24 protein-coding genes are annotated in these 23,175 nt (G+C 53.9%); 15 read left to right on the plus strand and 9 right to left on the minus strand.

Annotation, left to right across the window (positions count from 1 at the left end):
* Positions 1–166 precede the first annotated feature (166 nt).
* Positions 167–1,090 carry a 2-hydroxyacid dehydrogenase gene (locus V9K92_RS14745; protein ID WP_337354297.1) on the plus strand — a complete coding sequence of 308 codons (924 nt, stop codon included), beginning with the start codon at positions 167–169 and terminating at the stop codon, positions 1,088–1,090.
* Between the two features lie 33 nt (positions 1,091–1,123).
* On the opposite strand, the gene purU is transcribed toward V9K92_RS14745, so the two are convergent.
* The 5 genes from purU to cobG all read right to left on the minus strand — a co-directional run bounded on the left by purU (position 1,124) and on the right by cobG (position 6,277).
* Complete coding sequence (gene purU, locus V9K92_RS14750) at positions 1,124–1,978, minus strand: formyltetrahydrofolate deformylase (RefSeq protein WP_115054234.1); 855 nt, start codon at positions 1,976–1,978, stop codon at positions 1,124–1,126.
* A 157-nt stretch (positions 1,979–2,135) separates the two neighbouring features.
* Entirely contained in the window at positions 2,136–3,551 is a 1,416-nt protein-coding gene (gene cobJ / locus V9K92_RS14755) for a precorrin-3B C(17)-methyltransferase (protein WP_337354298.1), read from the minus strand.
* Positions 3,548–4,288, minus strand: a complete 741-nt coding sequence (locus V9K92_RS14760) for a precorrin-2 C(20)-methyltransferase (RefSeq protein WP_337354299.1) — start codon at positions 4,286–4,288, stop codon at positions 3,548–3,550. Before V9K92_RS14760 ends, cobJ begins: the two co-directional genes overlap by 4 nt.
* On the minus strand, positions 4,288–4,914 hold the full coding sequence (locus tag V9K92_RS14765) for a precorrin-8X methylmutase (RefSeq protein ID WP_307280616.1): 627 nt from the start codon (positions 4,912–4,914) through the stop codon (positions 4,288–4,290). Before V9K92_RS14765 ends, V9K92_RS14760 begins: the two co-directional genes overlap by 1 nt.
* Positions 4,907–6,277 carry a precorrin-3B synthase gene (gene cobG, locus V9K92_RS14770; RefSeq protein ID WP_337354300.1) on the minus strand — a complete coding sequence of 457 codons (1,371 nt, stop codon included), beginning with the start codon at positions 6,275–6,277 and terminating at the stop codon, positions 4,907–4,909. The genes V9K92_RS14765 and cobG overlap by 8 nt, the downstream gene beginning before the upstream one ends.
* Before the next feature lie 132 nt (positions 6,278–6,409).
* Here cobG and cbiE point away from each other — a divergent pair, with 132 nt between their 5' ends.
* From cbiE to surE, 10 genes are all read left to right on the plus strand, one after another.
* A complete protein-coding gene (gene cbiE, locus V9K92_RS14775) occupies positions 6,410–7,624 on the plus strand; it encodes a precorrin-6y C5,15-methyltransferase (decarboxylating) subunit CbiE (RefSeq protein ID WP_337354301.1) in 1,215 nt (404 codons plus the stop codon).
* A gap of 147 nt (positions 7,625–7,771) precedes the next feature.
* Complete coding sequence (locus V9K92_RS14780) at positions 7,772–8,818, plus strand: DUF475 domain-containing protein (RefSeq protein ID WP_115054240.1); 1,047 nt, start codon at positions 7,772–7,774, stop codon at positions 8,816–8,818.
* Between the two features lie 65 nt (positions 8,819–8,883).
* On the plus strand, positions 8,884–9,681 hold the full coding sequence (locus tag V9K92_RS14785) for a mechanosensitive ion channel family protein (RefSeq protein ID WP_337354302.1): 798 nt from the start codon (positions 8,884–8,886) through the stop codon (positions 9,679–9,681).
* 185 nt (positions 9,682–9,866) lie between these two features.
* Positions 9,867–10,874, plus strand: a complete 1,008-nt coding sequence (locus V9K92_RS14790) for an AI-2E family transporter (protein WP_307280600.1) — start codon at positions 9,867–9,869, stop codon at positions 10,872–10,874.
* 271 nt (positions 10,875–11,145) lie between these two features.
* Complete coding sequence (locus V9K92_RS14795) at positions 11,146–11,511, plus strand: hypothetical protein (RefSeq protein WP_336442095.1); 366 nt, start codon at positions 11,146–11,148, stop codon at positions 11,509–11,511.
* Between the two features lie 349 nt (positions 11,512–11,860).
* On the plus strand, positions 11,861–12,847 hold the full coding sequence (locus V9K92_RS14800) for an ABC transporter substrate-binding protein (RefSeq protein ID WP_337354303.1): 987 nt from the start codon (positions 11,861–11,863) through the stop codon (positions 12,845–12,847).
* A 228-nt stretch (positions 12,848–13,075) separates the two neighbouring features.
* A complete protein-coding gene (locus V9K92_RS14805; RefSeq protein ID WP_307280592.1) occupies positions 13,076–14,779 on the plus strand; it encodes an ABC transporter permease in 1,704 nt (567 codons plus the stop codon).
* Positions 14,767–15,834, plus strand: coding sequence for an ABC transporter ATP-binding protein (locus V9K92_RS14810; RefSeq protein ID WP_307280589.1), 1,068 nt, complete (start codon positions 14,767–14,769; stop codon positions 15,832–15,834). Before V9K92_RS14805 ends, V9K92_RS14810 begins: the two co-directional genes overlap by 13 nt.
* The gene (locus V9K92_RS14815; RefSeq protein ID WP_337354304.1) at positions 15,834–16,985 is read left to right on the plus strand and encodes an MBL fold metallo-hydrolase; all 1,152 of its coding nucleotides are present in this window, start codon (positions 15,834–15,836) and stop codon (positions 16,983–16,985) included. The genes V9K92_RS14810 and V9K92_RS14815 overlap by 1 nt, the downstream gene beginning before the upstream one ends.
* Positions 16,986–16,997: 12 nt before the next feature.
* The gene (gene surE / locus V9K92_RS14820) at positions 16,998–17,735 is read left to right on the plus strand and encodes a 5'/3'-nucleotidase SurE (protein WP_336442098.1); all 738 of its coding nucleotides are present in this window, start codon (positions 16,998–17,000) and stop codon (positions 17,733–17,735) included.
* Here surE and V9K92_RS14825 read toward each other — a convergent pair whose 3' ends face one another.
* A complete protein-coding gene (locus V9K92_RS14825; RefSeq protein ID WP_337354305.1) occupies positions 17,736–18,626 on the minus strand; it encodes a DMT family transporter in 891 nt (296 codons plus the stop codon).
* Positions 18,627–18,759: 133 nt separating this feature from the next.
* Here V9K92_RS14825 and V9K92_RS14830 point away from each other — a divergent pair, with 133 nt between their 5' ends.
* The gene (locus tag V9K92_RS14830) at positions 18,760–20,025 is read left to right on the plus strand and encodes a cation:proton antiporter (RefSeq protein ID WP_115054249.1); all 1,266 of its coding nucleotides are present in this window, start codon (positions 18,760–18,762) and stop codon (positions 20,023–20,025) included.
* Here V9K92_RS14830 and V9K92_RS14835 read toward each other — a convergent pair.
* On the minus strand, positions 20,022–20,288 hold the full coding sequence (locus V9K92_RS14835) for a hypothetical protein (RefSeq protein ID WP_307280578.1): 267 nt from the start codon (positions 20,286–20,288) through the stop codon (positions 20,022–20,024). The genes V9K92_RS14830 and V9K92_RS14835 overlap by 4 nt on opposite strands.
* A gap of 24 nt (positions 20,289–20,312) precedes the next feature.
* Between V9K92_RS14835 and V9K92_RS14840 the strand changes: the two genes are divergently transcribed.
* The gene (locus tag V9K92_RS14840) at positions 20,313–20,762 is read left to right on the plus strand and encodes a DUF3592 domain-containing protein (protein WP_337354306.1); all 450 of its coding nucleotides are present in this window, start codon (positions 20,313–20,315) and stop codon (positions 20,760–20,762) included.
* Here V9K92_RS14840 and V9K92_RS14845 read toward each other — a convergent pair.
* The gene (locus V9K92_RS14845; protein WP_337354307.1) at positions 20,759–21,121 is read right to left on the minus strand and encodes a winged helix-turn-helix domain-containing protein; all 363 of its coding nucleotides are present in this window, start codon (positions 21,119–21,121) and stop codon (positions 20,759–20,761) included. The genes V9K92_RS14840 and V9K92_RS14845 overlap by 4 nt on opposite strands.
* A 147-nt stretch (positions 21,122–21,268) precedes the next feature.
* Here V9K92_RS14845 and V9K92_RS14850 point away from each other — a divergent pair, with 147 nt between their 5' ends.
* Together V9K92_RS14850 and V9K92_RS14855 are read left to right on the plus strand one after the other, a co-directional pair.
* On the plus strand, positions 21,269–21,775 hold the full coding sequence (locus tag V9K92_RS14850; protein ID WP_115054253.1) for a GAF domain-containing protein: 507 nt from the start codon (positions 21,269–21,271) through the stop codon (positions 21,773–21,775).
* Positions 21,776–21,780: 5 nt separating this feature from the next.
* The gene (locus V9K92_RS14855) at positions 21,781–22,209 is read left to right on the plus strand and encodes a DUF6314 family protein (protein WP_162802583.1); all 429 of its coding nucleotides are present in this window, start codon (positions 21,781–21,783) and stop codon (positions 22,207–22,209) included.
* Positions 22,210–22,267: 58 nt separating this feature from the next.
* Here V9K92_RS14855 and V9K92_RS14860 read toward each other — a convergent pair whose 3' ends face one another.
* Complete coding sequence (locus V9K92_RS14860; protein ID WP_115054278.1) at positions 22,268–23,146, minus strand: LysR substrate-binding domain-containing protein; 879 nt, start codon at positions 23,144–23,146, stop codon at positions 22,268–22,270.
* Positions 23,147–23,175: the final 29 nt, after the last annotated feature.

Genomic DNA, 23,175 nt, shown 5'->3' on the forward strand with positions numbered 1-23,175 from the left:
CCGCTTTAAATATCTGTTTTTCATATGAGTGGCTCGGTGAGGCAAGCACTTTGTACGCGATAATCATATACGAGTGAGCGCTTCACGAGTAAATGGTTTGTCATTGTGATCGAAACATCGTTATGTTCAGCATATTCTTCACGCATGATCCATAGGACTCATTCTCATGTCAAAGCAACCACTTCTCATTCTCGGACCGCTTATGCCCTATCTCATTGAAGAGTTGGGTAAAAAGTACGAGATCGAGAAGCTATATGAGGAGAAGGATGCCCTGGGTTTTCTGCAAGCCCATGCGCCACGCTTTGAGGCGGCTGTGACGAGCACTTTCACGGGGCTGAAGGCAGACATGATTGACCTTCTAACCGCCGTGAAAATTGTTTCGTCATTTGGCGTCGGCACCGACTCTCTTGACGTGGCCTATGCCAATAAGAAGGGCATAAAAATTGCCAATACGCCGGATGTTCTTAACGAAGACACAGCAAACATGGCAATAACACTTTTGCTTGCCTCAACGAGAGACATCGTTGCCAATGACCGGTTTGTACGGGAAGGCCGGTGGGCGAAGGGCGAAGCCGCTCCTCTGGCGCTCGGTATTGAGGGAAAGAAAGTCGGGCTTGTCGGGCTGGGGCGGATTGGGAGCGTAATCGCGACCAAGCTCTTGGCTTTTGGCTGCGATGTTGTCTACCACACGCGTAACAAGAAGCCCGACATCTCATTTAAGCATTATGACAATCTGGTTGAGATGGCCGGCGACTGCGCAGCATTGATTGCTATCCTGCCGGGCGGCGAGGCAACGCAGGGTATCATTTCTCGCGAAGTTTTGCAGGCACTTGGGCCCCAGGGAACATTCATCAATGTTGCTCGCGGAACCGTCGTTGATGAAATTGCACTGGTCGAATTGTTGAAGTCAAAGGAACTCGGCCGGGCCGGTCTTGACGTTTTTGTTGACGAGCCCAACGTGCCTGCGGACTTGTTCGCATTGGATAATGTAGTTCTACAGCCGCATATGGGCAGCGCCACGGTTGAAACCCGCAAGGCCATGGCTGATCGTGTCGTCTCCAATCTGGATAATTATTTCGCGGCCAAGTAGGCCGCGAGCAACTTCCGTTCAGGCAAGAAAGCTTTAGCCGAAGACGACTGTCTTGTGGCCATTGAGCATAACGCGCGATTCAAGATGCTTCTTGACCGCGCGGGCCAACACTCGGCTTTCGATGTCACGGCCCGTGGCTACAAAATCTTCTGCGCTCATGGCGTGGGTTACGCGTTCAGTTTCCTGTTCGATAATGGGACCTTCATCAAGGTCGGGCGTCACGTAATGAGCCGTTGCACCAATCAGCTTCACGCCGCGCTCGAAAGCCTGGTGATAAGGCTTTGCACCTTTGAAGCTTGGCAGGAAGGAGTGGTGAATATTGATAACCTTGCCAAACAGCCGCTTCGAGAGATTGTCGGAAAGGACCTGCATGTAGCGGGCAAGAATCACAAGATCAGCACCAGTGTCTTTGACAATTTTGAGCAGCGCATCTTCTTGCTCTTTCTTGTTGTCTTTTGACACGGGAAGCACGTGATATGGGATGCCTTCGTGGTCGGCAAAACGTCGGCTGTCTTCATGATTGGAGACGATCGCTGCGACTTCCGCATCGAGCCAGCCTACCTTGATCTGATAAATCAAGTGCAGCAAAGCGTGGTCGAAACGCGAGACCATGATAATGATTCTTGGCTTCTTTGATTGATCGATGAGGCTTGTCTTCATATCGAAGCGAGTAACAGCAGGTTTGAGCGCTCGCTCTACATCGTCTTTCGATGTTCCTTCGGCAGCCGTAAACGCAATGCGCATGAAGAAGCGGTTGGTTTGGCGATCCCAGAACTGATTGCTTTCAGCAATATTGGCATCCATGCCTGCCAGTTCTGTGGTTACCGAGGCAACAATTCCTGGCCGGTCTTCACAGGTAAGCGTCAGGACATAATTCTGGTCTGGCATGGGAACTCCGTCTGTCGTCATTCAGTGATCTTGGCAATTGTGCGGGATCATAGGGGGCACCGTTGAAATGCGTCGACACAAAAACGAAGTGCTCAGTCCTTTTTCCGGCATCCTTGACCGAGGCGATTATCTTTTGTCGATTAGATGATGGATTGCATCAGGAGTCAGGCTTGATACCATACCATCGGGGTGTGTAAGTCCATTCCCCGCCATCCGTTTTGGGAAAACTGCGCGTTAATGACGAGCCGACAATGATGACCGTGCGCATGTCGACCTGTTCTGGCGTTAAGTCTTCCAGCCGTATCGTCCGCAGGGTCTCCGCCGGGCGGCCAATATCACGGCCCAGGACAACCGGCGTATCGGGATTGCGATGCTGGCGCAGCAACTCTATTGCCCGGGGCAATTGCCAGGGCCGCGGCTTGGAAATCGGATTGTAAAAGGCAAAAGCAAAATCTGCTTCGGCGGCCAGTGAAATGCGTTTTTCGATAATCTCCCAAGGCTTCAGATTATCCGACAATGAAATGATGCAAAAATCATGACCAAGGGGCGCACCGCTTTTGCTCGCTGCAGCAAGTGCAGCAGAGACACCCGGCAATATTTCCAGCTCTACACTATGCCATGCAGGATTGTCGGAGTCGTGCAAAGCTTCGATCACCGCTGCAGCCATGGCGAAAACGCCGGGGTCACCGGAAGAAACCATGACCACGGACCGGCCTGTTGCAGCAAGTTCAAAAGCATGGCGGGCACGCTGCATCTCTTCGCGATTATCGGTCGCATGGATGGTCTGGTTGGGCCGAAAGGTTCCAGCCATGCGAATATAGGTTTCATAGCCAAGAATGTCTTGAGCCTGTTGCAGTGCATGTTTGACGGCGGGAACCATAAAATCGGGATTGCCCGGGCCAAGACCTATAACACTGAGTTTTCCTCGTGGACGAGTCTGATCGACCTGCGCTGTTGATTGAAATACCAATTCATTTTCGCCTGCGACCACGTCATCGGGTGTCACCCGGATAAGCAATTCGCCCTCATCATTCAGCGGCAGACGTGCATCGGCAAGCCAGGGCGCACTTCCTTCTATGCGCACGGTCTTTCCGGCAAGCATATCGGCAATGAACTTCTTGGCATTTCCGGGATTCTTCAGCTGGAATTCGGGCGGTGGATTTAGCAGGCATGTCCCGAAACGAAGCTCGCCGGAGGTAGTGATAGCAGCTGGAACATTGAGAATCGTAGCAATCTGGCGCGCCAGAATATTGACGCCAGTCGTTCCGCCGAGCAGCGGGACCACTGTGCTACCATCATCCGCGACGGCAAGTACAGGCGGCTCCCCGCCCTTGTTCTCCAAGATGGATGCGAGCGAACGAATGATAATTCCTGCCGAGCAAAGTGCGATAATGGGATGGCCTGCCTGATAAAGCTGGCGGACAGTGTCACCAAAATTTTCGAAGCTTTCGTCAGCCCCTTCGACGCGCGTATCAAGCCCGTAGATGGTGCTTCCATCCAAGGCCGACTTAATTTGCAATGCTGTTTGCAAACCTAAGGCGGAGAGAACCAAAATAATGGGGGAGGCCATCATTCGCCGTTGCCTTGCCACTTTTCTCCGGGAACCAGAATCAGCGAGAAGTAGGGGGATGACGCCGGATCCACTTCGCTGAGCGGTACGATTTTCTGGGCGTCCATAGTCGCCCGTTCAACGTAAAGTGCGCGGTCCATCAGGCCGAGCTCAGCAATAACATCACGCACCTTTGCGAGGTTTTTGCCAAGCTTCATAATCGCTGCGGCTTCCGTGGCGGCAAGTCTTGTCTTCAATTCTTCCGCCGAAAGCACTCCGGAGAGAACCGTCAGGGTTTGATTGCGGTAGACAAGCGGTGCGCCAAGAACTGCCGCGCCACCCAGGATCGAACACACACCGGGCACGACCTCTGTCTGATAGTCTTCGGCCAGGCGATCATGGATATACATGAATGAGCCGTAGAAGAAGGGATCGCCTTCAGCGATGACTGCCACATCTGATCCCGCATCCAGATGAGTGCGCAAAACGCCGGTGATTTCGCTGTAAAAATCGCTGACAATCGCCTCATAATTCATGTGGGCTGGCAATATCTCGGTTGTAACCGGATAAATCAGCGGCACCAGCAACTGGCTGTCGCTGAGGTATTTTTCAACAATGGTCAGAGCATTACCCTTTTTGCCCTTTGCGGCATGGTAGGCTACGACCGGCGCAGACTGAAGTAGCCGCAACGCCTTCAATGTGATGAGCTCCGGATCGCCGGGACCGACGCCCAGTCCGAACAGTCTTCCCTGCGCCGCCATTATTCTTTCTCCGACGCAAGCGCATTAATGGCGGCTGCAGCCATGGCGCTGCCACCACGACGCCCATGAACAACGACAAAAGGAATGCCATGGGTATTTTCGGCAAGCGCAGCTTTTGATTCCATTGCACCGACAAAGCCAACTGGAAAGCCAAGCACCAGTGCGGGACGCGGAGCGCCTTCCTCAATCATTTCGAGAAGCCGAAAAAGCGCGGTTGGAGCATTGCCAAAGGCAACGACAGCCCCCTCCAGATGAGGATGCCAGAGTTCAAGAGCCGCAGCAGAGCGTGTGTTACCCATCTCCATTGCCAGTGCTGGCACGGAGGGGTCGTTCAATGTGCAGATGACTTGATTATCACGAGGCAAGCGGGCGCGTGTGACGCCCTCCGCAACCATGCGCGCATCACACAAGATCGGTGCGCCTGCAAGCAAGGCGTTTCGTCCTGCTGTCGCAGCGCCATCCGAAAATGCCAGATCCTCAATCACATCAACCATCCCGCAGGCATGGGCAACGCGCACGGCAAGTTTTTCCAGATCGGCAGGAATGCGGCTTAGGTCAGCCTCAGAGCGAATAATAGCGAAGGAGCGATCATAGATCGCTTGGCCATCGCGAATGTAGTCAAGCATGTGATGGCCCCCCGGAGCCGAAATTAGCGCCGATCAGTTCGGCCGATTCCTCGATAGTGCGGTTGCTAGCCAATAGCTTGCCAAATCGCGACGGTCCATTGGTCGCTTGCAGAAAGATATCATAGCGACCCGATGAGGTTGCTACGAGCGTTACGGGTTTTGCCATAGGTGAGGCGCAGGACTTGCTGCATCCGGTAAGGTGTATTTGCGGCATCTCGGATTTGCCGGCAAGCAGGGCGGCGAGGCGGATGCCATCCGATCGCGTCGCTGCCAGCGCGGATTTGCAGCCAGCCGATCCGGAGCAGCTGATCATCGTTGCAATGGGCTCCAGAGGATCACTGGTAAGCCCAAGTGCACGCAGTGCTTCGAGCGCATCTTCGGCATGATCCTTCGCGACTCCGGATAAAAGCACACTTTGCCATGGCGTAAATTGCAGCGCCCCTGAGCAGTAACGATCGGCAATCGCGGCCAGATTACGCAGTATATCGGGATTTAAGCGACCAAGTGGTGGCATTGCACCGACCATCTGGAAATTCGCATTGGAGGTTTTCACGATACCCAGATGACCATTTGTCTGCGGTGGGGTCCTGCGCCACTGACCGAGATCTGCATTGCGGAGAGACTCGTCTAATCGCCCCTCAACACGACCAATAAAGTGATCCCGGCCCAAATCCGCAAGCATATGGCGTAAACGCGATGCATCTGGATTGGCAATGTTCCATTCGATGAAAAGATCGAGAATGGCGGTTACCAGTTCGAAGGATTTCTCTGTGCTGACTAGTCCCAGAGCGGATTGATCCCCTGCAAGAACAGGGGGAGTGCCAGCGACACCAAGGGCGTAGGCAGAAGCCGGATTTTCCGGGTTGATCGGGCTTAGCCAAAGATCATGCGGATGAGTGACCATAGCAACATCCTCACCTCCATCGATGAGTATACAGAATTTGGGTGAGAGCGTCTGATAGCGAGGGTTTGTCTGCAATTCTGTCAGAATGCGCGTAGCCAGAGGCCTGATGTCGCTTTTTTTATCGTCTTGTCCGACAAGCGGGCTGATCATGACATTGCGTATGTCATCCCCCTTGTCAGTCAGAGGCCCCAACCCGAGCGCGAGCAAACTGTCGACAAGCGCGTCTTCGCTGTCCGGGCGAACGCCGCGGATTTGCACATTTGCCCGATTGGTAATGTCGATGATTCCATTACCAAACTCTTCAGCGGCCCGGGCTATCCCTTTTGCCTGATCGGAAGTGAGGTTGCCGAACGTCAGTTTTACCCGGCATATTCCGCCATCCAGCGCTTGTGCCATACGAAACAACCCCGGACAGGCGGAGCGCCGGTCATGGACTAAAGTTTTGCGGACGGGTTTCATTATCAGGCTCATGGCTTTGACGGTTTTACAGGATGGCGCAGGGTGTGCCAACCATCCTCATCGCTGTAACCTTCGTTGACCCATCTTGCGCTTTCGGGCATGCATGGCATTGAACTTTCAACGGGATAGATGATGGCGCAGTGGCTTACGATAATCGGGATTGGTGAAGACGGATATGAGGGGCTTGGGCAGAATGCACGGGCCGCCCTGAAGGCTGCGGGCACCATATTCGGCGGCAAGCGTCACCTTGATCTCCTGCCCGAAGAATTTGGCGCGAAGCGTATAGCATGGCCGACACCGTTTTCAGACGCCTATGCGATGCTGCTTGCCTTGCGTGGAAACGCAGTTGTCGTTCTGGCAAGCGGCGATCCGATGCATTACGGCATGGGGGCAACGCTCACGCGGTACCTGAGCGCGGACGAAATGCTGGTTTTGCCTTCGCCTTCATCATTCTCGCTTGCTGCTGCTGCCATGGGTTGGCCTATACAAGACATAGAGTTGCTCAGTGTTCATGGACGAGCGCTCGAAACGTTGGCGAAGTCCTTTGTGCCTGATGCAAAGCTACTTATTCTCAGCAATGATGGTGAAACGCCTACCCATGTGGCACGGCTTTTGATCGAGTCGGGCTTTACTACGGCTCGTCTGACTGTGCTCGAGCATTTAGGAGGCGAGAATCAACGGCGCATTGATGGTGTTGCACAAAGCTGGAACCAATTGCGTTGTGCAGACCTCAATGTTCTTGCAGTGGATTGTGGGCAGCCTGATCAATTCTCGCTCTCATATCCCCTTATGGCGGGTCTGTCAGACGAGGCTTACCAACATGACGGGCAGTTGACGAAGCGGGATGTGCGAGCAGTAACCTTGGCGCATCTGGCACCCTTGCCGCGCGAATTGCTTTGGGATGTCGGAGCAGGATGCGGCTCGATCGGCATTGAGTGGATGCGCTCGCACCCGACATGCAAGACGATTGCGATCGAGGCCGACGAGAAGCGGCAGGCTCTGATTATCCAGAATAGTAAAACGCTTGGCGTGCCCGGCCTCGAACTTGTGCGGGGGCAAGCGCCGGATGCACTGGCGGAGCTCAACACTCCCGATGCGATTTTCATCGGCGGTGGCGTGACTGATCCCGGGGTTTTGGATGCATGCTGGCTTGCATTGAAGCCGGGTGGCAGGCTTGTCGCAAATGCTGTTACCATTCAAAGCGAAATGGCGCTGGTCGGTTGGCGGGAAGTGCATGGTGGAGATCTCATCAAGCTAAGCGTGTCGCATGCGCAGCCGCTTGGAAGCTTTGATAGTTGGCGATCAGCCTTGCCCGTTACTATTTATACCGTTCGCAAGCAGGTGTAAGGAGTTCGCGACAGGATTAAGACAGGATTATGCTTTCTAAGGGTAGTGGGAGATTGCATTCGGGTGGAAATTCATATTCTTAACGTAATAAAAAACGTTGAAGTCCCGTCCTGATGGCAATCAGGGAGTCAGGAGCAGGAAACACGCATGGCAACTTATAAATATTTCATCTGGCCAATTCTTTTCACAATTTTCGGATTGGCGGCCGGGGCCTGGATAGGCTTCATCTACTCCGGAAATATACAGGGCGCATTGTCGGTGCTGTTTATCTGCGCTGTGCTTGGTGTATTGGAAATATCGCTGTCATTCGACAACGCCATCGTAAATGCCAAAATACTCAAGGACATGGACCCGGTCTGGCAGCATCGCTTCCTGACATGGGGCATCATCATAGCCGTTTTCGGCATGCGCATTGTTTTCCCGCTTGCCATTGTGGCAGTTGCCGCCTGGATTGATCCGATTTCCGCGATGAAACTGGCCATCTCCAATCCTGAAGAATATGCGCGCATAATGAAGGAGGCGCATGTCGGAATTGCTGCTTTTGGCGGTACTTTCCTCCTGATGGTGGGGCTTAAATTCTTCTTCGATCATGAGAAAGACGTTCATTGGATCAAGCTCATCGAAAGCCGTGCATCCCGCTTTGCATCAATTCAGGGCATTGAAGTCGGCGTTGTTCTTGTCCTGATCATTTTCTTCTCCCGCCAACTCGTTGGAGAAGACTCGGTAACGTTCCTGACATCGGCCATTTACGGGCTGCTTACATTCCTTGTTGTCGAAGGTATTGGTGCCGTACTGGACGCCACTCAGGAGCAGATGGATACTGTTCACAAGGGTGGATTGGGCGCATTCCTGTACCTCGAAGTGCTGGATGCGAGTTTCTCTTTCGACGGTGTCATTGGCGCTTTTGCCCTTTCAACCAACCTTTTTGTCATCGCCATCGGCCTTGGTATCGGTGCGTTCTATGTAAGGTCGCTCACCATCATGCTGGTCGAAAAGGAAACGCTCGGTCAGTATCGATATCTGGAGCACGGCGCATTTTATGCGATCCTCGTTCTAGCAGTCATCATGTATTGCCAGACACTGTTCCACATTCCGGAAGTAATCACCGGTCTGATTGGTGCAACGCTGATAGTATTCTCGCTGGTTTCGTCGATCATTTATCGTCGCCGTAATCCGGAAGCTATCGAAGCTTAGCCGTTTGACGGAACTATCCGAGCGCCATAGGGGTTGAACCTTCTTGCCAAAAGGAGACCACGCCTATGGAACTTGATCCCCAGAACTCCCTTTCCGCCATTCAGGCAGCGATTGATCAAGCCAGAGTGCTGATCGTCACCTATTCATTCTCTGTCATAGGCGCGATCTTGTTGCTGGTCGTCGGCTTTCTTGCCGCTCGTTTGGTAGAGCGCTGGGTCTATGCTGGACTTGGGCAGGTGAGCGGGTTTGACATGACGCTGCGCCGGTTCTTCTCAAAGATTGCGCGCTATATGGTCTTAGGCCTTGTAATCGTTATGGTTCTTGGTCAGTTCGGAATTCAAACCGCGTCGATGATAGCTGCCATTGGTGCAGTCGGTCTGGCCATTGGCTTGGCGCTGCAGGGAACCTTGCAGAATATTGCTGCGGGGATCATGTTGCTTGCGCTTCGTCCTCTGCGTATTGGCGAATATGTAGAGGTCGGCAGTATTTCCGGCACGGTCGAGGAAATCGGACTATTCGCAACACGTTTGCGCTCTGCCGATGGTATATATTTGCTTGCGCCAAATTCAACTCTTTGGACTCAGCCGGTGAAGAATTTCACGCGCAATGGTGCAAGACGAAATGACATCACGGTTACTATTGATAATGCTGACGACTTCGACGAGATACAAGCAACGCTGACCGCTCTTGCCGTAAACAGTCCTTATGTGAAAGAAACCCCCGCCCCGGATACATTCATTGCTGAGTTGGGCGAAACGACGATGAGTGTAACGCTACGATATTGGACTACCGTCCCGGATTTTCTGTCCGCAAAAATCGAGCTGAACAAGAGCGTAAGAAAAGCGTTGAATGTCAAAGAATAGCGGATAATCAAATCATTTGCATGGCGTCGGTAAGTGATCGGTTTTCATGGATGAAATACCAAAAAATAATCTGTGCCAGGCCACTATTGCCATAGCGGAGCATCAATTCTTGTAATTGGCCTTGCGCAGCAAGAGGTTTCAAGTCTAGGAACGTTCCATCCATTTTCTCCTTGTTTGGTGACCTCTTGCAGACGATCTCAAAGCCTCAAATAGCTTCGTATATATTGGCACTTGTCGCACTTGTAGGCGCCCTTCAACTTGGATTGCTTTCCGCGCTTCTGGCTGGACTTCTGGTCTATAGTCTGGTGCATATGGCCGCCCCTTTACTTGGAAGAATGGGCGTTTCCAATGGTTTAACAAGAACATTAGCGCTGGCGATACTTGCGCTAATTTTTATACTTCTCGTCGTTATTGGTGTGATGCGGGGCATGGTGCTGCTGACCGATGGGTCGGAAGGCATAGTTTCACTGTTCCAAAAAATGGCTGAGATCATTGATACAGCGCAGCTTCATCTGCCGACTTGGGCGCGTGACTATTTTCCATCCAACCTTGAAGAGCTGGAAAGCTTTGCCGCCGCATGGTTACGCAATCATGCCGGGCAATTACAGCTCGTCGGTCGCGATATTGGTGTCCTGCTCATACGGATCATCCTTGGCATGGTCATTGGTGGATTGATCGCGCTGACATCTGTATCGCCGACCAAAAAGCCCGGCCCTCTGGCTGTAGCCCTGACAGAGCGCGCAGCATTGTTAAGCAATGCATTTCGCAATATCGTCTTTTCGCAGTTGCGTATTTCTGCGTTAAACACATTTTTTACCGGAATTTTCCTGGCCGTAGTATTGCCAGCGTTTGGCATTCACTTGCCATTGGTCAAGACCATGATTGCAGTAACATTTTTTGTCGGTTTGCTTCCAGTCATAGGCAATTTGATATCAAACACTGTAATCGTCATTGTTGCGCTCAGCGTTTCCTTCGGGGCCGCGGTCGGATCTCTCGCATTTCTGATTATTATTCATAAGCTTGAGTATTTTATGAATGCGAAGATTATTGGGTCGCGCATCAAGGCTGCCGCCTGGGAATTGTTGCTTGCAATGATTGTTTTTGAAGCCTGGTACGGCATTGCTGGACTTGTCGCTGCGCCTATCTACTATGCTTATCTCAAGGACGAGCTGAAGCTGCGCGGCTTGATTTAAATGGCGGCGATATGTCTGTTGGCCAATGTCGCGAAGCGCGCCCATTCAACCAAGCACAACTAAAACACATCCTTGGATTGTAAATTTTGGGCAAGAATCGAAGGTTTTTCAGCAAATCTTCGGATCTTTCCGGGAAAAGAGAGGCGGGTCCCGATTTTCTCTGCCACTTTTTCACATATTTGAGAGGCCGTTGGGGCAGTCCTATAAATTCCACTGGCCCGACCGGCACCATCATTATAAGTTACATGTAATTTGAAATCTGGAGTTGCACATGTCGTCATTTCCAAATGAGGTTCGTTCCATCCTCAATCGAGTCATTGGATCTTCTCCGGCTGACCTTCGTCTGGTTGCCCAGCGTCTGCATGACCATGCCGTTGAAGAGCGTATGCCCGTTGACGAGGTGAAAACAAATCTCGCGCTGCTGGGCTATGCCACGATTTCAGATTTTTGCCGTGATCTCGATTTGCCGCCTCATGTGGCAGAGCGCTGGGAGCGTTTTGGCGTATCATCAGAGATGAAACAGGTTTTCGGCATGCTGCTTAATCAGCGTAAAAAGTTTGCCGCTGCCGCGGCCGAGTTTGAAGCCATTACCCATGTCGGCCTGATGGATTTTTTACGCAGCCGAGGTGTGCTTTAAAATAAGTCGAGCCGATCTATCGAATGTCTTGTCATAAGCTTGACGATCAGCCCCGTTATGGGTTCCGGACCGGGCCTTTCGGTTCTAAGACCCTGATCAAGATGAGATGCGAACACTAAAATCTGTCGGCTAAGTTTTCTAACCGTCACCGGGTCTCCAGCGATTTTTTATGAATTCAGTTTTGTTTGTCACATAAGTTTCATTGTTCAAATGTATTTGACAAAAGACAATTGAACATGGACACTCCTCCGGCATGACAGGTCGAAAAGAACCTGGAATGCACGGAGGAGGATTTTTCGTGGGCACATGTCCCCCCGATTAAACCGAATCCCCTTTGGGAGGAGAAAAAATGAATAAGTTTCTTAAAATGACACTCGGCGTGCCAGCTCTTTTTGCTGTGTCGCTGGCTTTTGGTGCGGCCAATGCTGAAACGCTTAGCCTTTACACATCACAGCCCGATGCTGATGCAGCGAAAACCGTCGAGGCCTTCCGCAAGGTTAATCCAGATATCGAGGTGCAGGTGTACCGGTCCGGTACAAGCGATATTTTGAGCAAGCTCGCGGCCGAGTTTTCTGCCGGTGCCACACAGGCCGACGTATTGCTGATCGCCGATGCGGTGAGCATGGAAGGCCTGAAGAAACAGGGTAAATTGCAGGCCTATGAGAAGGCCAATGTCGAAGGTTTCAGCAAAGACTCTTTTGATAAGGACAAGACCTATTTCGGTAGTAAGCTGATCACTACAGGCATCGCCTATAATTCAGCTGCAACGGCCAAGCCCGAACATTGGGCAGACCTTGCCAAGCCGGAATATAAGGGCATGATCGTGATGCCAAGCCCGCTTTATTCTGGTGCCGCAGCCTATCTGCTGAGCGGTTTCGTCGGCAATCCCGAACTTGGCTGGGACTATTTCGACAAGCTCAAGGCCAATGAAACAGTAGCCGTACGCGGCAATGGTGCTGTGCTGAAATCTGTAGCCAGCGGCGAGAAGCCTTATGGCATCCTTGTCGATTTCATGGCGCTGAATGCAAAGGCCAAAGGCTCTCCGGTTGAATTCGTTTTCCCCTCGGAAGGTGTTCCTGCGGTGACGGAACCAGTCGCGATCATGTCTGGCACGAAGAACCTTCCTGCCGCGCAGAAATTCGTAGACTTCATCCTTTCGGATGATGGACAGAAACTGGCGCTTGCACAGGGCTATCTGCCTGCCAAACCATCGATTGGCCGTCCTTCCTGGCTGCCTGAAGGTGTTGAAATCAAGGTAATGCCAATCGAGACTCTGAAGGTTCTCGAAGCGACTGACGCTGACAAGGCGAAATTCTCCGGAATGTTCGGCGGCTAAAACTATTCCGGCAAGAGAGTTCAATTGAGTTCTCTTGCCGTTTCCAGTTTGGCAATCGCGCTGTGCGTGGTTCGTCCTTCGACTAGCTCAGGATAGCTCACCATGAGAAAGTGGTGGTTTGCAAAGGGCATTGTTCTGAGACGTTGCAGATAGGTTTTGCAACTATCCACCCTCTTCATGGTGAGCTTGTCGAACCACGCACGGCAAAAATGCAATATGGGACTGTGAATGACTATATTTGCTGAAAAGCGTCAGGGTACTGATACAGCCCTGATTGCAGGGGTGGCGGTCATTGTCGCGATGCTTTCCATCGTACCAATGCTGCGTCTTGCTTTCGAGATCGTCATGCCGCAAGGCAGCCTTTCTGCGGCACCGCTTCGCACGGCACTTTCCGGTTCGGCCACCTGGACCGCCACGTGGCACTCATTGCAGGTGGGCATAGGCGGCACATTGCTGGCAGTTATTCTTGGCACTGCCGTTGCCCTTCTGGTGAGCCTGACCAATGTGCGCGGTCGCAGCACTTTCGTTCTGCTCTATGTCGTTCCACTTCTCATCGCCCCGCAAGTCACGGCACTGGCCTGGCTGCAATTGTTCGGGCCTGCCAGCCCGTTCCTCAAGCTGATTGGCATGGCGCCAGCGCTGGGCAGCAAAAATCCGCTCTATTCGACGACCGGCATAATTGCACTGCTTGGCGTGCAATATGGCCCCCTGGTTTTCCTGATGGTTCGGGCCGGTTTGCGCAAGCTGCCGCGTGAACTGGTGGAAGCCGCCTTAAGCAGTGGTGCAAGCCGTCTAACGGTACTTCGTACAATCATCCTGCCACTGATGACGCCATCCATCATTGGTGCCACCGCATTGGCTTTTGTTTCCTGTGTGGGCAATTTCGGCATCCCGGCATTTCTTGGCATCCCGGCAGGCTATCTCGTCTTGCCGACATTGATCTATCAGCGGCTGGCTGGCGGTGGTCCCGCTGTTCTTTCCGAAGTTGCTGTTCTTTCCATGCTCATCGGGCTCATCGCCATGGCCGGAATCCTTGCGCAGGATTATGCCTCCCGCCGCCGCGATTATCGTATCGCTTCCACCTCCCTGCCTGCCGCGCCCTTCGAGCTTGGGCGCTGGCGCGCTTTGGCGGAATTCGCCATGTGGCTATTGATTGTCATTGTGCTGGTTCTGCCGATTGTCGGATTGTTTTTGACCTCGCTTGTCGCGGCATATGGCGTGCCGCTAAGCATGAAGACAGTCACGCTTGCCAATTACGCTTTTGTGCTGTTTGACCACGCGGCGGCGAAACGCGCATTTTTCAACAGTTTCGGTCTTTCCCTTGCCGCAGCGGCCTTCGCAGTGCTCGTCGCAGTCCCGCTTGGCTATCTCATCACCTGGCGCAAAAGGTGGTGGACGAAGTTCCTGAATCTCTCCGCAGAATTGCCCTATGCACTGCCCGGCGTGGTTCTGGCTATTGCCTCGCTGCTCTTGTTCCTGAAGCCACTGCCGATCATCGGCTTGCAGATCTACAATACAATCTGGATCATTCTCTACGCCTATCTTGCGCGGTTTCTCGTATTGGCATTGAGGCCCACAATCAGCGGCCTGCATCAGATTGACCGCTCGCTTGAAGAGGCGGCGCAAGTCGCCGGTGCCGGACTTATAAGGCGCATGCGAACCATCGTATTTCCGCTCGTCGCGCCCGCGACGCTTGCCGGCGGCGTGTTGATCTTCATGACGGCCTTCAGCGAATTGACCGTTTCAGCCCTGCTATGGGCTTCCGGCTCGGAGACGATCGGTGTGGTGATCTTCTCCTTTGAGCAGGGCGGCGATTCCAACTACGCCGCCGCCATATCAACCCTGACAATTGTCGTGATTTTTGCGCTGATGCTGTTGACCAATCTGTTTGCACGCAGCCTTCCAAACGGAGTTCTGCCATGGCGGGATTGAAAATTGAAAATGTGACCAAGACATTTGGCGACTATGACGCCTTGTCGAATGTCTCGCTGGATGTCGCCAATGGCGAATTTGTCGCCGTGCTCGGACCTTCCGGCTGCGGGAAGACGACGCTCTTGCGCCTTGTTGCCGGTTTTGAACAGGTCAATCAGGGCACAATCACCGTTGGCGGGAAGGAGATGTCCAACCCGAAATTGAACGTCCCGCCTGAGCAAAGACGTGTCGGTATCGTTTTCCAGAATTATGCCTTATGGCCGCATATGAGCGTTTCAGAAAATGTTGGCTATAGTCTGAAAGTGGCAAAGGTCGACAAGGCAGAGCGGGACCGGCGCATTTTGGAAGCGCTCGAACTGGTCGATCTGCAAGGATATGGCGATCGCCGCCCGGCCAATCTTTCCGGCGGGCAAAGACAGCGCGTGGCTTTGGCCCGGTGCCTTGTGTCAGCGCCATCGCTGGTATTGTTTGATGAGCCGCTTGCCAATCTGGATGTGCATTTGCGCGCCTCGATGGAAGATGAGTTTGCCTCGTTCCATAAACGCACGGGCACGACGATTATTTACATTACCCATGATCAGGCCGAAGCCATGGCTCTGGCGGATCGTATTGCTGTCATGGACAAGGGGCATCTCGTGCAGTTTGCAACGCCGCGCGAACTTTATGAACAACCGGCGACGCCCATGGTGGCTTCGTTTATTGCCCAGGGTATGGTGTTTCCGGCCAAAGTTCTGACTGTCGAAGAAAACGGGCAATGCAAGGTGGAAGTGCTCGGACAGGAGGCTGTTTTCCGCTGCCGTCCCGGCCAAGGCGTGACAGGCGATGCAAAGGTGTGCATTCGTGCCGCCGATATCATCCCGGCAGCCAAGGACGGAATCGAAGTTTCCGTGAAGCGCAGCATCTATCGCGGGGGAGGCTCCCGCATCGAGGCAGTTGCTGGCAATGAAACACAGGAACTGCATTTCGATCTGGCTGATCCGAAGCGGCTTGCCGAAGGAGAAACGACACGCATTGCCATCGCCTCGGGCTGGGTCATACCGGAGGCAAATGTCTGATGCGGATTGATCTACATGGCGGTTTTGGCGAAAAAGGCCGGACCAGTGTCGGCATTTCGGGCGGCGGCAAGCGCATACTTCTGGATGTTGGCATCAAGGTTGGGGCGACGGGCCGCGACTATTATCCGGCAATTGACGATGCAGCGATTGCCAAGCTTGATGCCGTCTTTGTTTCCCATGCGCATGAGGATCATATTGGCGGGCTCGCATGGCTGCTTTCACGCGGATTTCGTGGCCGAATTTTCATGACGGCGGAAACGTCATTGGAAGCGTCTGCTATGCTCGGGCAATATGGCGAGCAGGGTCACATGCAGGCCTTCGAGATTGCCGCTCATTCTGCTGAAGTTTTTACGGCGGGTGATATCATTGAGCTTGGAGAGCTGAGCGTTTCGACCGGACGGTCCGGCCATGTGGCAGGCGGTGTATGGTTTGCGGCAAGTGATGGAGCCAAGTCCGCTGTTTACACCGCCGATGTGGTGCCGGACAGCGCGGTTTTCGCAATGGATGCAATTCCGCGCTGCGATCTGCTGGTGCTTGATGCCTCCTATGGCGATGATGCCATATCGAGCGATGAGCGCGTTTCCGCGATCCGGCAATGGATCGAGATGCAACCGAATGGTTGCCTGCTGCCCGTGCCGCTTTCCGGTAAGCCGCTGGAACTGATGGCTATCCTGCCTCAGCGCTTTGCGATTCATGCAAGCATGCGCGATGCTGTGGCGGCGCAGATCGCTGCAAGAGATGCTTTCCATCCAGGCATTGGAGCAGAGCTGACACAGCGGCTGGCCAAGGCGCTGGACTGGTCGGAATTGGATGCTTTGCCGGACTGCCCGCTCATGAGTTTCGATGGCATGGGAAGCGCCGGCCCATCGGTGGAGGCAATCAAACGCGCGGCAGATCAAGGATATCCTATTCTGCTTACGGGGCATATTCCACCCAATACACCTGCTTCTGCTTTATTTGAGGCAAAGCGGGCAGAGTGGATAAGGCTGCCGACCCATCCGACCCGGCAAGGCAATGTGGCGATATGGGAAGGGGCAGGGCGTCCTGCAACGCTAGGGCATTCCTGCTCGCTCGCTTCGCTAAGTGCATTGAAACAATATCTGCCTGCGCTAAACGATACGGTGCGCACCGGCGACCATATCGACGTATAGAAGGCGAATACGATGAGAATTCTGGTTTGCAACGATGACGGGATTGACGCGCCGGGACTGGCAGTACTGGCAGAGGCGGCCAAGCTGATAACGGATGATGTCTGGGTAGTCGCGCCGGATGGCAAGCGCACTGCCGCAGGCGCTTCGATCACCGTTGGCAAACCTTTGATAATGCGGGAGCTCGCACCCAAACGCTATTCCTGTTCTGGCACGCCTGCCGATTGTGTCGTCACCGCGATGAGCTGGCTGTTCAAGGATGAGGACCGGCCCGATCTGGTGCTTTCGGGCATTAATGATGGGCGGAACGTAGGCGAGGATCTGGCCTATTCCGGTACACTGGGCATTGCCCGGGAAGCCTCATTTTGGGGCATTGCCGCAATCGGCTTTTCGCGGGTGAAGAAGCCGGAGCAGACGGAGAATGACGTTAAGTGGCTGGCAGATTTTGTTCGCACCCTTTGGAACGAGCGTGATGAATGGGTGCTGGAAGGGCATTGGCTGAGTGTCAATCTGCCGACCCTGTTGCCAGCGGACATTCGCCAGCCGCGCATAGGCCGCGACAAGATCGCGCTACGCTCGGAGGTGGTGAGCGCGGAGGGTGAATTGACCACGCTGATTGTCCCGCGCGGCCGCGCTCACACCAGCGAAGAGGGCGACGACAACGATCTGATCGATCGTGGCTATGTCTGCATTAACCGGCTGAACTGGTTCGGCGAGGCGCAGCTTGATGCAGGTCTGCTCGGGGAATTGTAGTCAGCCGCGGCGGGCGACAAGGATACCGAGGATCACGATAACGCCGCCTATGGCCTGCATCAGACCTATAGGCTCGTTGAGCAGGAACCAGGCCAATGCTGCGGCAACGACCGGCTGCAGGAGCAGGGTCAGCGATGAGAAGGCGGGAGGCAGGAAGGCGAGCGCATAGGTGATCATCCCCTGGCCCGCCGCATGAGAAATGAAGGCCAGACCTGCCAGCACTGCCCAGGCAAACAGCGTCAGCGGTATGAGGTTTGTTTCAAAGATCAGCGCTACGGGCAGCATGCAGATTGCCGCGGACGCTGTGCTCCAGATCATGATCGTGCGGGTGGAGAAACGCACCCGAAGACGGCCGATGACGAGAATATAGCCCGCATAGAAAATGGCCGCGACAGCCGCCGTTGCATCGCCTGCAAGCTTGCCATCGCCCAGCGCTGCCGGACCACCTTTCAGCACCACAACGCCGATGAGCGCGGTCGCAAGGCCGATGAGAAAAATCCTGCTGACATGGGCGCGGAAAATTGCCCAACTGCCGAGCGTAACAAAGATCGGCGCGAGATTGGCCAGAAGTGTTGCATTGGCAACGGATGTCATATGCAGCGCGAGGTGCCAGGCAGCAAGATCAGCGGCCAGAAAGATGCCGGGCATGGAGAGCCAGAAATAATCGGCAAGGCTTTCGGGGCGGGCATTGCGTTTGACATCCGGCATGGCTTTCGACCAGACCAGAAGCGGAATGAAAGCCAGCGCAACGCGCCAGAAAGCGGTTGTCATGGGACCGACCTCGGACAGGCGCACGAAAATCGGTGAGCCGCCGATGGCAATACCTCCAAGCAGCAACGCAGCAAGCGCTAATCGATTGGCGTTGACGGTCTGTATGCTCTGGGCGGTCATGAAAGGATTTCCGGTGTTTGCGATGTGTCTATACGAAATCGCCCATAGAGCAAATTCGAATGATTGACGTTTACAGTGAAGGGAACTTCATGTTCACGGAACCAAAGCGCCGGCCGATGGTTTGAAGTGAAGTATGGGAATAAACAGCTATCTCGTTCTGATCGCTTTGTTCGGGCTGGTCGTCTTGATGACCTCCTGGTTGCCCATGTTATTGAAGGGATTTCCGCTTTCCCTGCCCATTGTCTGCATTGCTTTCGGCACCCTGTTTGTCTGGACGCCGCTGTCGGCAATGATCGGCGATAATCCCCTCGACAGCCGCTTTCTAACGGAAAAAATAACCGAGTTTGTCGTCATCATTGCCCTCATGGGTGCCGGTCTGAAGATCGACCGGATATTGGGCTGGCGTAGCTGGATGACAACGTGGCGGCTGCTGGCCATATCGATGCCCCTGACTATCGGTGCCATCGCATTGCTCGGCTGGAGTTTTCTCGGGCTTGGAGTTGCTTCGGCCTTGCTGCTCGGGTCAGCGCTGGCGCCCACAGATCCCGTGCTTGCCAGCGATGTTCAGGTGGGGCCGCCGCAATCGGGGGAGAAGAGCGAGGTACGTTTTGCCCTGACTTCCGAGGCGGGGCTGAATGACGGGCTGAGTTTTCCATTCGTGCATCTGGCAATCGCGCTCGCGGCTTCAAATACAACGGGTGCTCCGTGGTTTTTCGACTGGCTAACGACCGATGTCATATGGCGGCTTGCTGCGGGCACGGGGCTTGGCTGGGCTACCGGCAAGCTGCTTGGCTATCTGACCTTCCGGCTCCCGAACAGGGCGGGGCTTGCCCATACGGGCGACGGTTTCGTGGTGCTGGGGATCACATGCCTGAGCTATGGGCTTATAGAGATGGCGCATGGCTATGGGTTTGTCGGAGTGTTTGTCACTGCGCTGACGCTTCGCCATGCGGAGCGCAACAGTGGCTATCACGAAAATCTGCATAGTTTTGCCGAACAGATCGAACGTCTGATGATGATGGTCGTGCTTGTCTGCTTTGGCGCCGCCATTGCGGAAGGCAGCGTATTTCATCCGCTGGACTGGCGGATCGTGGTGGCATCGCTGATCATCCTTCTTCTTATCCGCCCGATTGCCGGTTGGGTGGGGCTGCTGGGAAGCCCCATCGAAAAAAGGGAAAAGGCCGTTATCGCTGTTTTCGGTATTCGCGGCCTCGGCTCATTCTATTATTTGGCCTATGCGCTTGGTCACGCGCCGTTTTCAAATGCCAATATTCTATGGGTAACAGTGTCACTCGTCGTGCTTATATCTGTCGTGTTGCATGGCATCACGGTTACGCCAGTCATGCGTTGGCTGGAGCGGAAGAATGATGAGATGGAAGCGGGTAAAATGCCGGACTAAGTCCCCAGGTCATGTCCTGTCAGGAAAAACAGCGCATAGGCAAGACATGGGACAAACCAGAGCAAAGCCCATGTGCCGAAACGGCGGCGCGTATTCCAGGCGAGAATCGGGCCCAGAACTGCACTGACCGGCCAGACGCTGAGAATGTAAAAATACTTCTTTGGAAAGGCACCAGTGAAGGCCAATGACATCATGGCCGGCGGAAAAGAGAGAACGCAGAGAATTGTGCAAATGATAAAAATTGCGAAAACTGGCTTACGCATGAGTCGCTGATCCGGATTGCTGGAATGGAAAAACGCGTCATCCACAAAGTGCTACTGTGCACCATATGCTTTGTTTTGTTTTTTAGTTTCGGCTGGTCCGTATTGTATGTCCGTCACTTCGTAAACAATGCAATGGAAGGTAAAGGCCATGTGACAAATCTGGTCAAGAGCCACTCAACTAAGTCCAATGTCTATAAGCCGGTTGTTGAGTTTCAAACAGTTGAGGGTGCCACTGTCGAGTTTACTTCGTGGCTGGGCACATCGCCGCCGCGCTTTAGCGTGGGGGAAAGCGTGAGCGTGTATTACGATCCGCGCAATCCGCAATCAGCGATTATCAATGACTGGCTTTCGCTCTGGGGCGGCTCTGCCATCCTTGGCGGTCTGACAATGATTTTCGCTGTGATAGCCTATATGATGTACTTCCGTGTCAGCTTTGCAAAACCACGCAAACAGCACAACTCTGCGAACGTTTAGTGGCTGCTGCGATTGCGGTTGATCCATTCAAAATCAGACTCAAGGGCCGTATCGACTTTTGCTTGCATGTTTCGATAGCGGCGCAAAAGCTCTTCGCCGAATTCCGTGACGACAGCGCCGCCGCCCTGCGCGCCGCCGCGCTGCGAATCGACCACTGGCGTTGCGAACATTGTGTTCATGGCGCTGACCAGCAACCATGCGCGGCGATAGGACATATCCATGGCGCGGCCTGCCGCAGAAATGGAGCCGGTTTCGCGAATATGTTCAAGCAGCTGCATTTTCCCCGGCCCCAACCGTTCCTTGTCAGGAAAGTCGATGCGCACATAAGTTTGCAGGTCGCCTTTGGCGTTTGAACTCATTGTAATTGCACCTGTGGAAATCGGTTCCTATCTATAGCAGGGCGCGAGGGAGTGTACATTGCCGGATCGGGTTTCGTTTGCTTGACAAGGCAGGTGCATCGGCAGAAATGTGGCCATGTTACGCAGGCTATAAGGGAAGGATTTTTCATGTTTGCTGCAAAAGCGATCACAGAAGGCGACAAGCCACAGTTCTACAGGGAACTCGGCGATCAACTGGAAGCGCTGCTTGCGGGCGAGAATGATCCGACTGCCAATGCGGCCAATAGTTCGGCGCTGATCTTCCAGATGCTGCCGGACATCAACTGGGCCGGGTTCTATTTCCTGCGCTCACAAAGTGAGCTTGTGGTCGGGCCATTTCAAGGCAAACCGGCATGCGTGCGCATTCCCGTGGGGCGCGGCGTGTGTGGAAGCGCAGTTCTGCAAGCATCCTCTATCCTCGTTGACGATGTGCACGATTTTCCGGGCCATATTGCCTGTGATGCGGCCTCCCGCTCCGAGCTGGTGGTGCCCTTGATCCATGATGGACGGGTTTTTGGCGTGCTTGATCTCGATAGTCCTATACCATCGCGTTTTGACAAGGATGATCAGGCAGGGGTGGAAAGATTGGCAGCAATCTACACGGCCGCATGCGTCTGGGAAGAACAGGCGGATTGATTTCCATGCTTGATCGATCAAGCCAGGCGATCGAAAAATTTGACGCAAAAATAATCTGCGGCGCATGGCAGGTAAAACGCAAGGTGATCGATCATCGCGCCGGAGCGATATATGGATTTACCGGGCGCGCCATCATAACCACCGAGCTTTTTGAAGAGCGCGGCGAAATGTCTGTCGGAGCAAATGTGCTGCAGGCAGTCCGGACCTATCGGCTTGCCTTTGAAGATGGGGCAGTGCGGGTGCTCTACCCGAGCGGCAATGAATTTGTCGGCCTGCGATATGGCCCATCACAACGTGTGTCGCATCTATGCGGCAGTGATCTCTATAATGGACGGTTTTTGTTTGAGAATAGCAATGCTTGGGTGGAGGCGTGGCGTGTTCATGGCCCGCAAAAGCGATATTCAAGCATGAGCTGGTATGTGCGTGCGGTTTGAGGTTGTTTTGCCATGCCGTCGAACCACGCACAACGACATGGCAATCAAAGAGAATGAGTTACCCACACAGCCCCTCCAATATTTCCGATGCTTTGCTGCTGTGCCGTTGTTTGTGCCGCAACATGCGAAAGCGGCGGACCGGCAGCTTGAAGGCGGCCTCGACGACAAGCCCTTCGCGTAAATAGGCGCGGGCAGCAGCGCTGGAAATGACGGCGGCACAATTTCCGGCGCAAACAGCGGAAAGAACCGCCTCGTTGGAGGGGAGAACCAGCGCGATCTTCAGATCGTCATGGGAGACTTTGAGATTATCGATGGCATGTTCAAACTCCGAACGCGTGCCCGAACCCTGTTCCCGCATGACCCATGAAGTGCCGCCGACGATATCCCCAGCCTTCAACGGACGTTTATCCGCCCAAGGATGGCATGGCGCGACAACGATAATTAGAGCATCTTCCGCCACGACTTTCGAGACGAGAAGCGGTGCATCAATCTCCCCCTCGACAAAGCCGAGCTCTGCCCCGCCTTCCGTGACCGCTTCGGCCACCGTCCTTGTATTGCCGATGGTCAGGTCAATCTCAATGCCGGGATAATCTTGTTTAAAGCGCATCAGGAAAGGCGGCAGCCAATAGCTGGCGATTGTCTGGCTGGCATAAAGGCTAAGCTTGCCGCGCCGCAGACCGCCAAGCTCTGATAGCATCAACTCAGATGAGCGTACCCGCGCCAAAGTTGCCTTGGCCTCACCAAGAAAAACGCGGCCAATCTGCGTCAGTTCGATACGTCGTCCAACACGGTGGAACAGCTCGACGCCGTAAAAAACCTCGAGGTTTTTAATGGCGCTGCTGACCGCCGACGGCGTGAGGTTAATTGCTGCCGCGGCTTGAGTGAGATGCTCGCGTTCTGCCACGGCAACGAAAATGGAGAGTTGTTCAAAGGTCATCAGAAAACCATTCGATTTTACCGAACAAA

Source organism: Phyllobacterium sp. CCNWLW109 (assembly GCF_037203905.1).
In the GTDB taxonomy this organism is placed as follows: Bacteria; Pseudomonadota; Alphaproteobacteria; order Rhizobiales; family Rhizobiaceae; genus Phyllobacterium; species Phyllobacterium ifriqiyense.

Bases quoted from the DNA above. Each gene is read 5' to 3' on its own strand.
- V9K92_RS14745 (WP_337354297.1), top strand. From the start codon at position 167: ATGTCAAAGCAACCACTTCTCATTCTCGGACCGCTTATGCCCTATCTC.
- purU (WP_115054234.1), bottom strand. From the start codon at position 1,978: ATGCCAGACCAGAATTATGTCCTGACGCTTACCTGTGAAGACCGGCCA.
- cobJ (WP_337354298.1), bottom strand. From the start codon at position 3,551: ATGATGGCCTCCCCCATTATTTTGGTTCTCTCCGCCTTAGGTTTGCAA.
- V9K92_RS14760 (WP_337354299.1), bottom strand. From the start codon at position 4,288: ATGGCGGCGCAGGGAAGACTGTTCGGACTGGGCGTCGGTCCCGGCGAT.
- V9K92_RS14765 (WP_307280616.1), bottom strand. From the start codon at position 4,914: ATGCTTGACTACATTCGCGATGGCCAAGCGATCTATGATCGCTCCTTC.
- cobG (WP_337354300.1), bottom strand. From the start codon at position 6,277: ATGAAACCCGTCCGCAAAACTTTAGTCCATGACCGGCGCTCCGCCTGT.
- cbiE (WP_337354301.1), top strand. From the start codon at position 6,410: ATGGCGCAGTGGCTTACGATAATCGGGATTGGTGAAGACGGATATGAG.
- V9K92_RS14780 (WP_115054240.1), top strand. From the start codon at position 7,772: ATGGCAACTTATAAATATTTCATCTGGCCAATTCTTTTCACAATTTTC.
- V9K92_RS14785 (WP_337354302.1), top strand. From the start codon at position 8,884: ATGGAACTTGATCCCCAGAACTCCCTTTCCGCCATTCAGGCAGCGATT.
- V9K92_RS14795 (WP_336442095.1), top strand. From the start codon at position 11,146: ATGTCGTCATTTCCAAATGAGGTTCGTTCCATCCTCAATCGAGTCATT.
- V9K92_RS14800 (WP_337354303.1), top strand. From the start codon at position 11,861: ATGAATAAGTTTCTTAAAATGACACTCGGCGTGCCAGCTCTTTTTGCT.
- V9K92_RS14805 (WP_307280592.1), top strand. From the start codon at position 13,076: ATGACTATATTTGCTGAAAAGCGTCAGGGTACTGATACAGCCCTGATT.
- V9K92_RS14810 (WP_307280589.1), top strand. From the start codon at position 14,767: ATGGCGGGATTGAAAATTGAAAATGTGACCAAGACATTTGGCGACTAT.
- V9K92_RS14815 (WP_337354304.1), top strand. From the start codon at position 15,834: ATGCGGATTGATCTACATGGCGGTTTTGGCGAAAAAGGCCGGACCAGT.
- surE (WP_336442098.1), top strand. From the start codon at position 16,998: ATGAGAATTCTGGTTTGCAACGATGACGGGATTGACGCGCCGGGACTG.
- V9K92_RS14825 (WP_337354305.1), bottom strand. From the start codon at position 18,626: ATGACCGCCCAGAGCATACAGACCGTCAACGCCAATCGATTAGCGCTT.
- V9K92_RS14830 (WP_115054249.1), top strand. From the start codon at position 18,760: ATGGGAATAAACAGCTATCTCGTTCTGATCGCTTTGTTCGGGCTGGTC.
- V9K92_RS14835 (WP_307280578.1), bottom strand. From the start codon at position 20,288: ATGCGTAAGCCAGTTTTCGCAATTTTTATCATTTGCACAATTCTCTGC.
- V9K92_RS14840 (WP_337354306.1), top strand. From the start codon at position 20,313: ATGGAAAAACGCGTCATCCACAAAGTGCTACTGTGCACCATATGCTTT.
- V9K92_RS14845 (WP_337354307.1), bottom strand. From the start codon at position 21,121: ATGAGTTCAAACGCCAAAGGCGACCTGCAAACTTATGTGCGCATCGAC.
- V9K92_RS14850 (WP_115054253.1), top strand. From the start codon at position 21,269: ATGTTTGCTGCAAAAGCGATCACAGAAGGCGACAAGCCACAGTTCTAC.
- V9K92_RS14855 (WP_162802583.1), top strand. From the start codon at position 21,781: ATGCTTGATCGATCAAGCCAGGCGATCGAAAAATTTGACGCAAAAATA.
- V9K92_RS14860 (WP_115054278.1), bottom strand. From the start codon at position 23,146: ATGACCTTTGAACAACTCTCCATTTTCGTTGCCGTGGCAGAACGCGAG.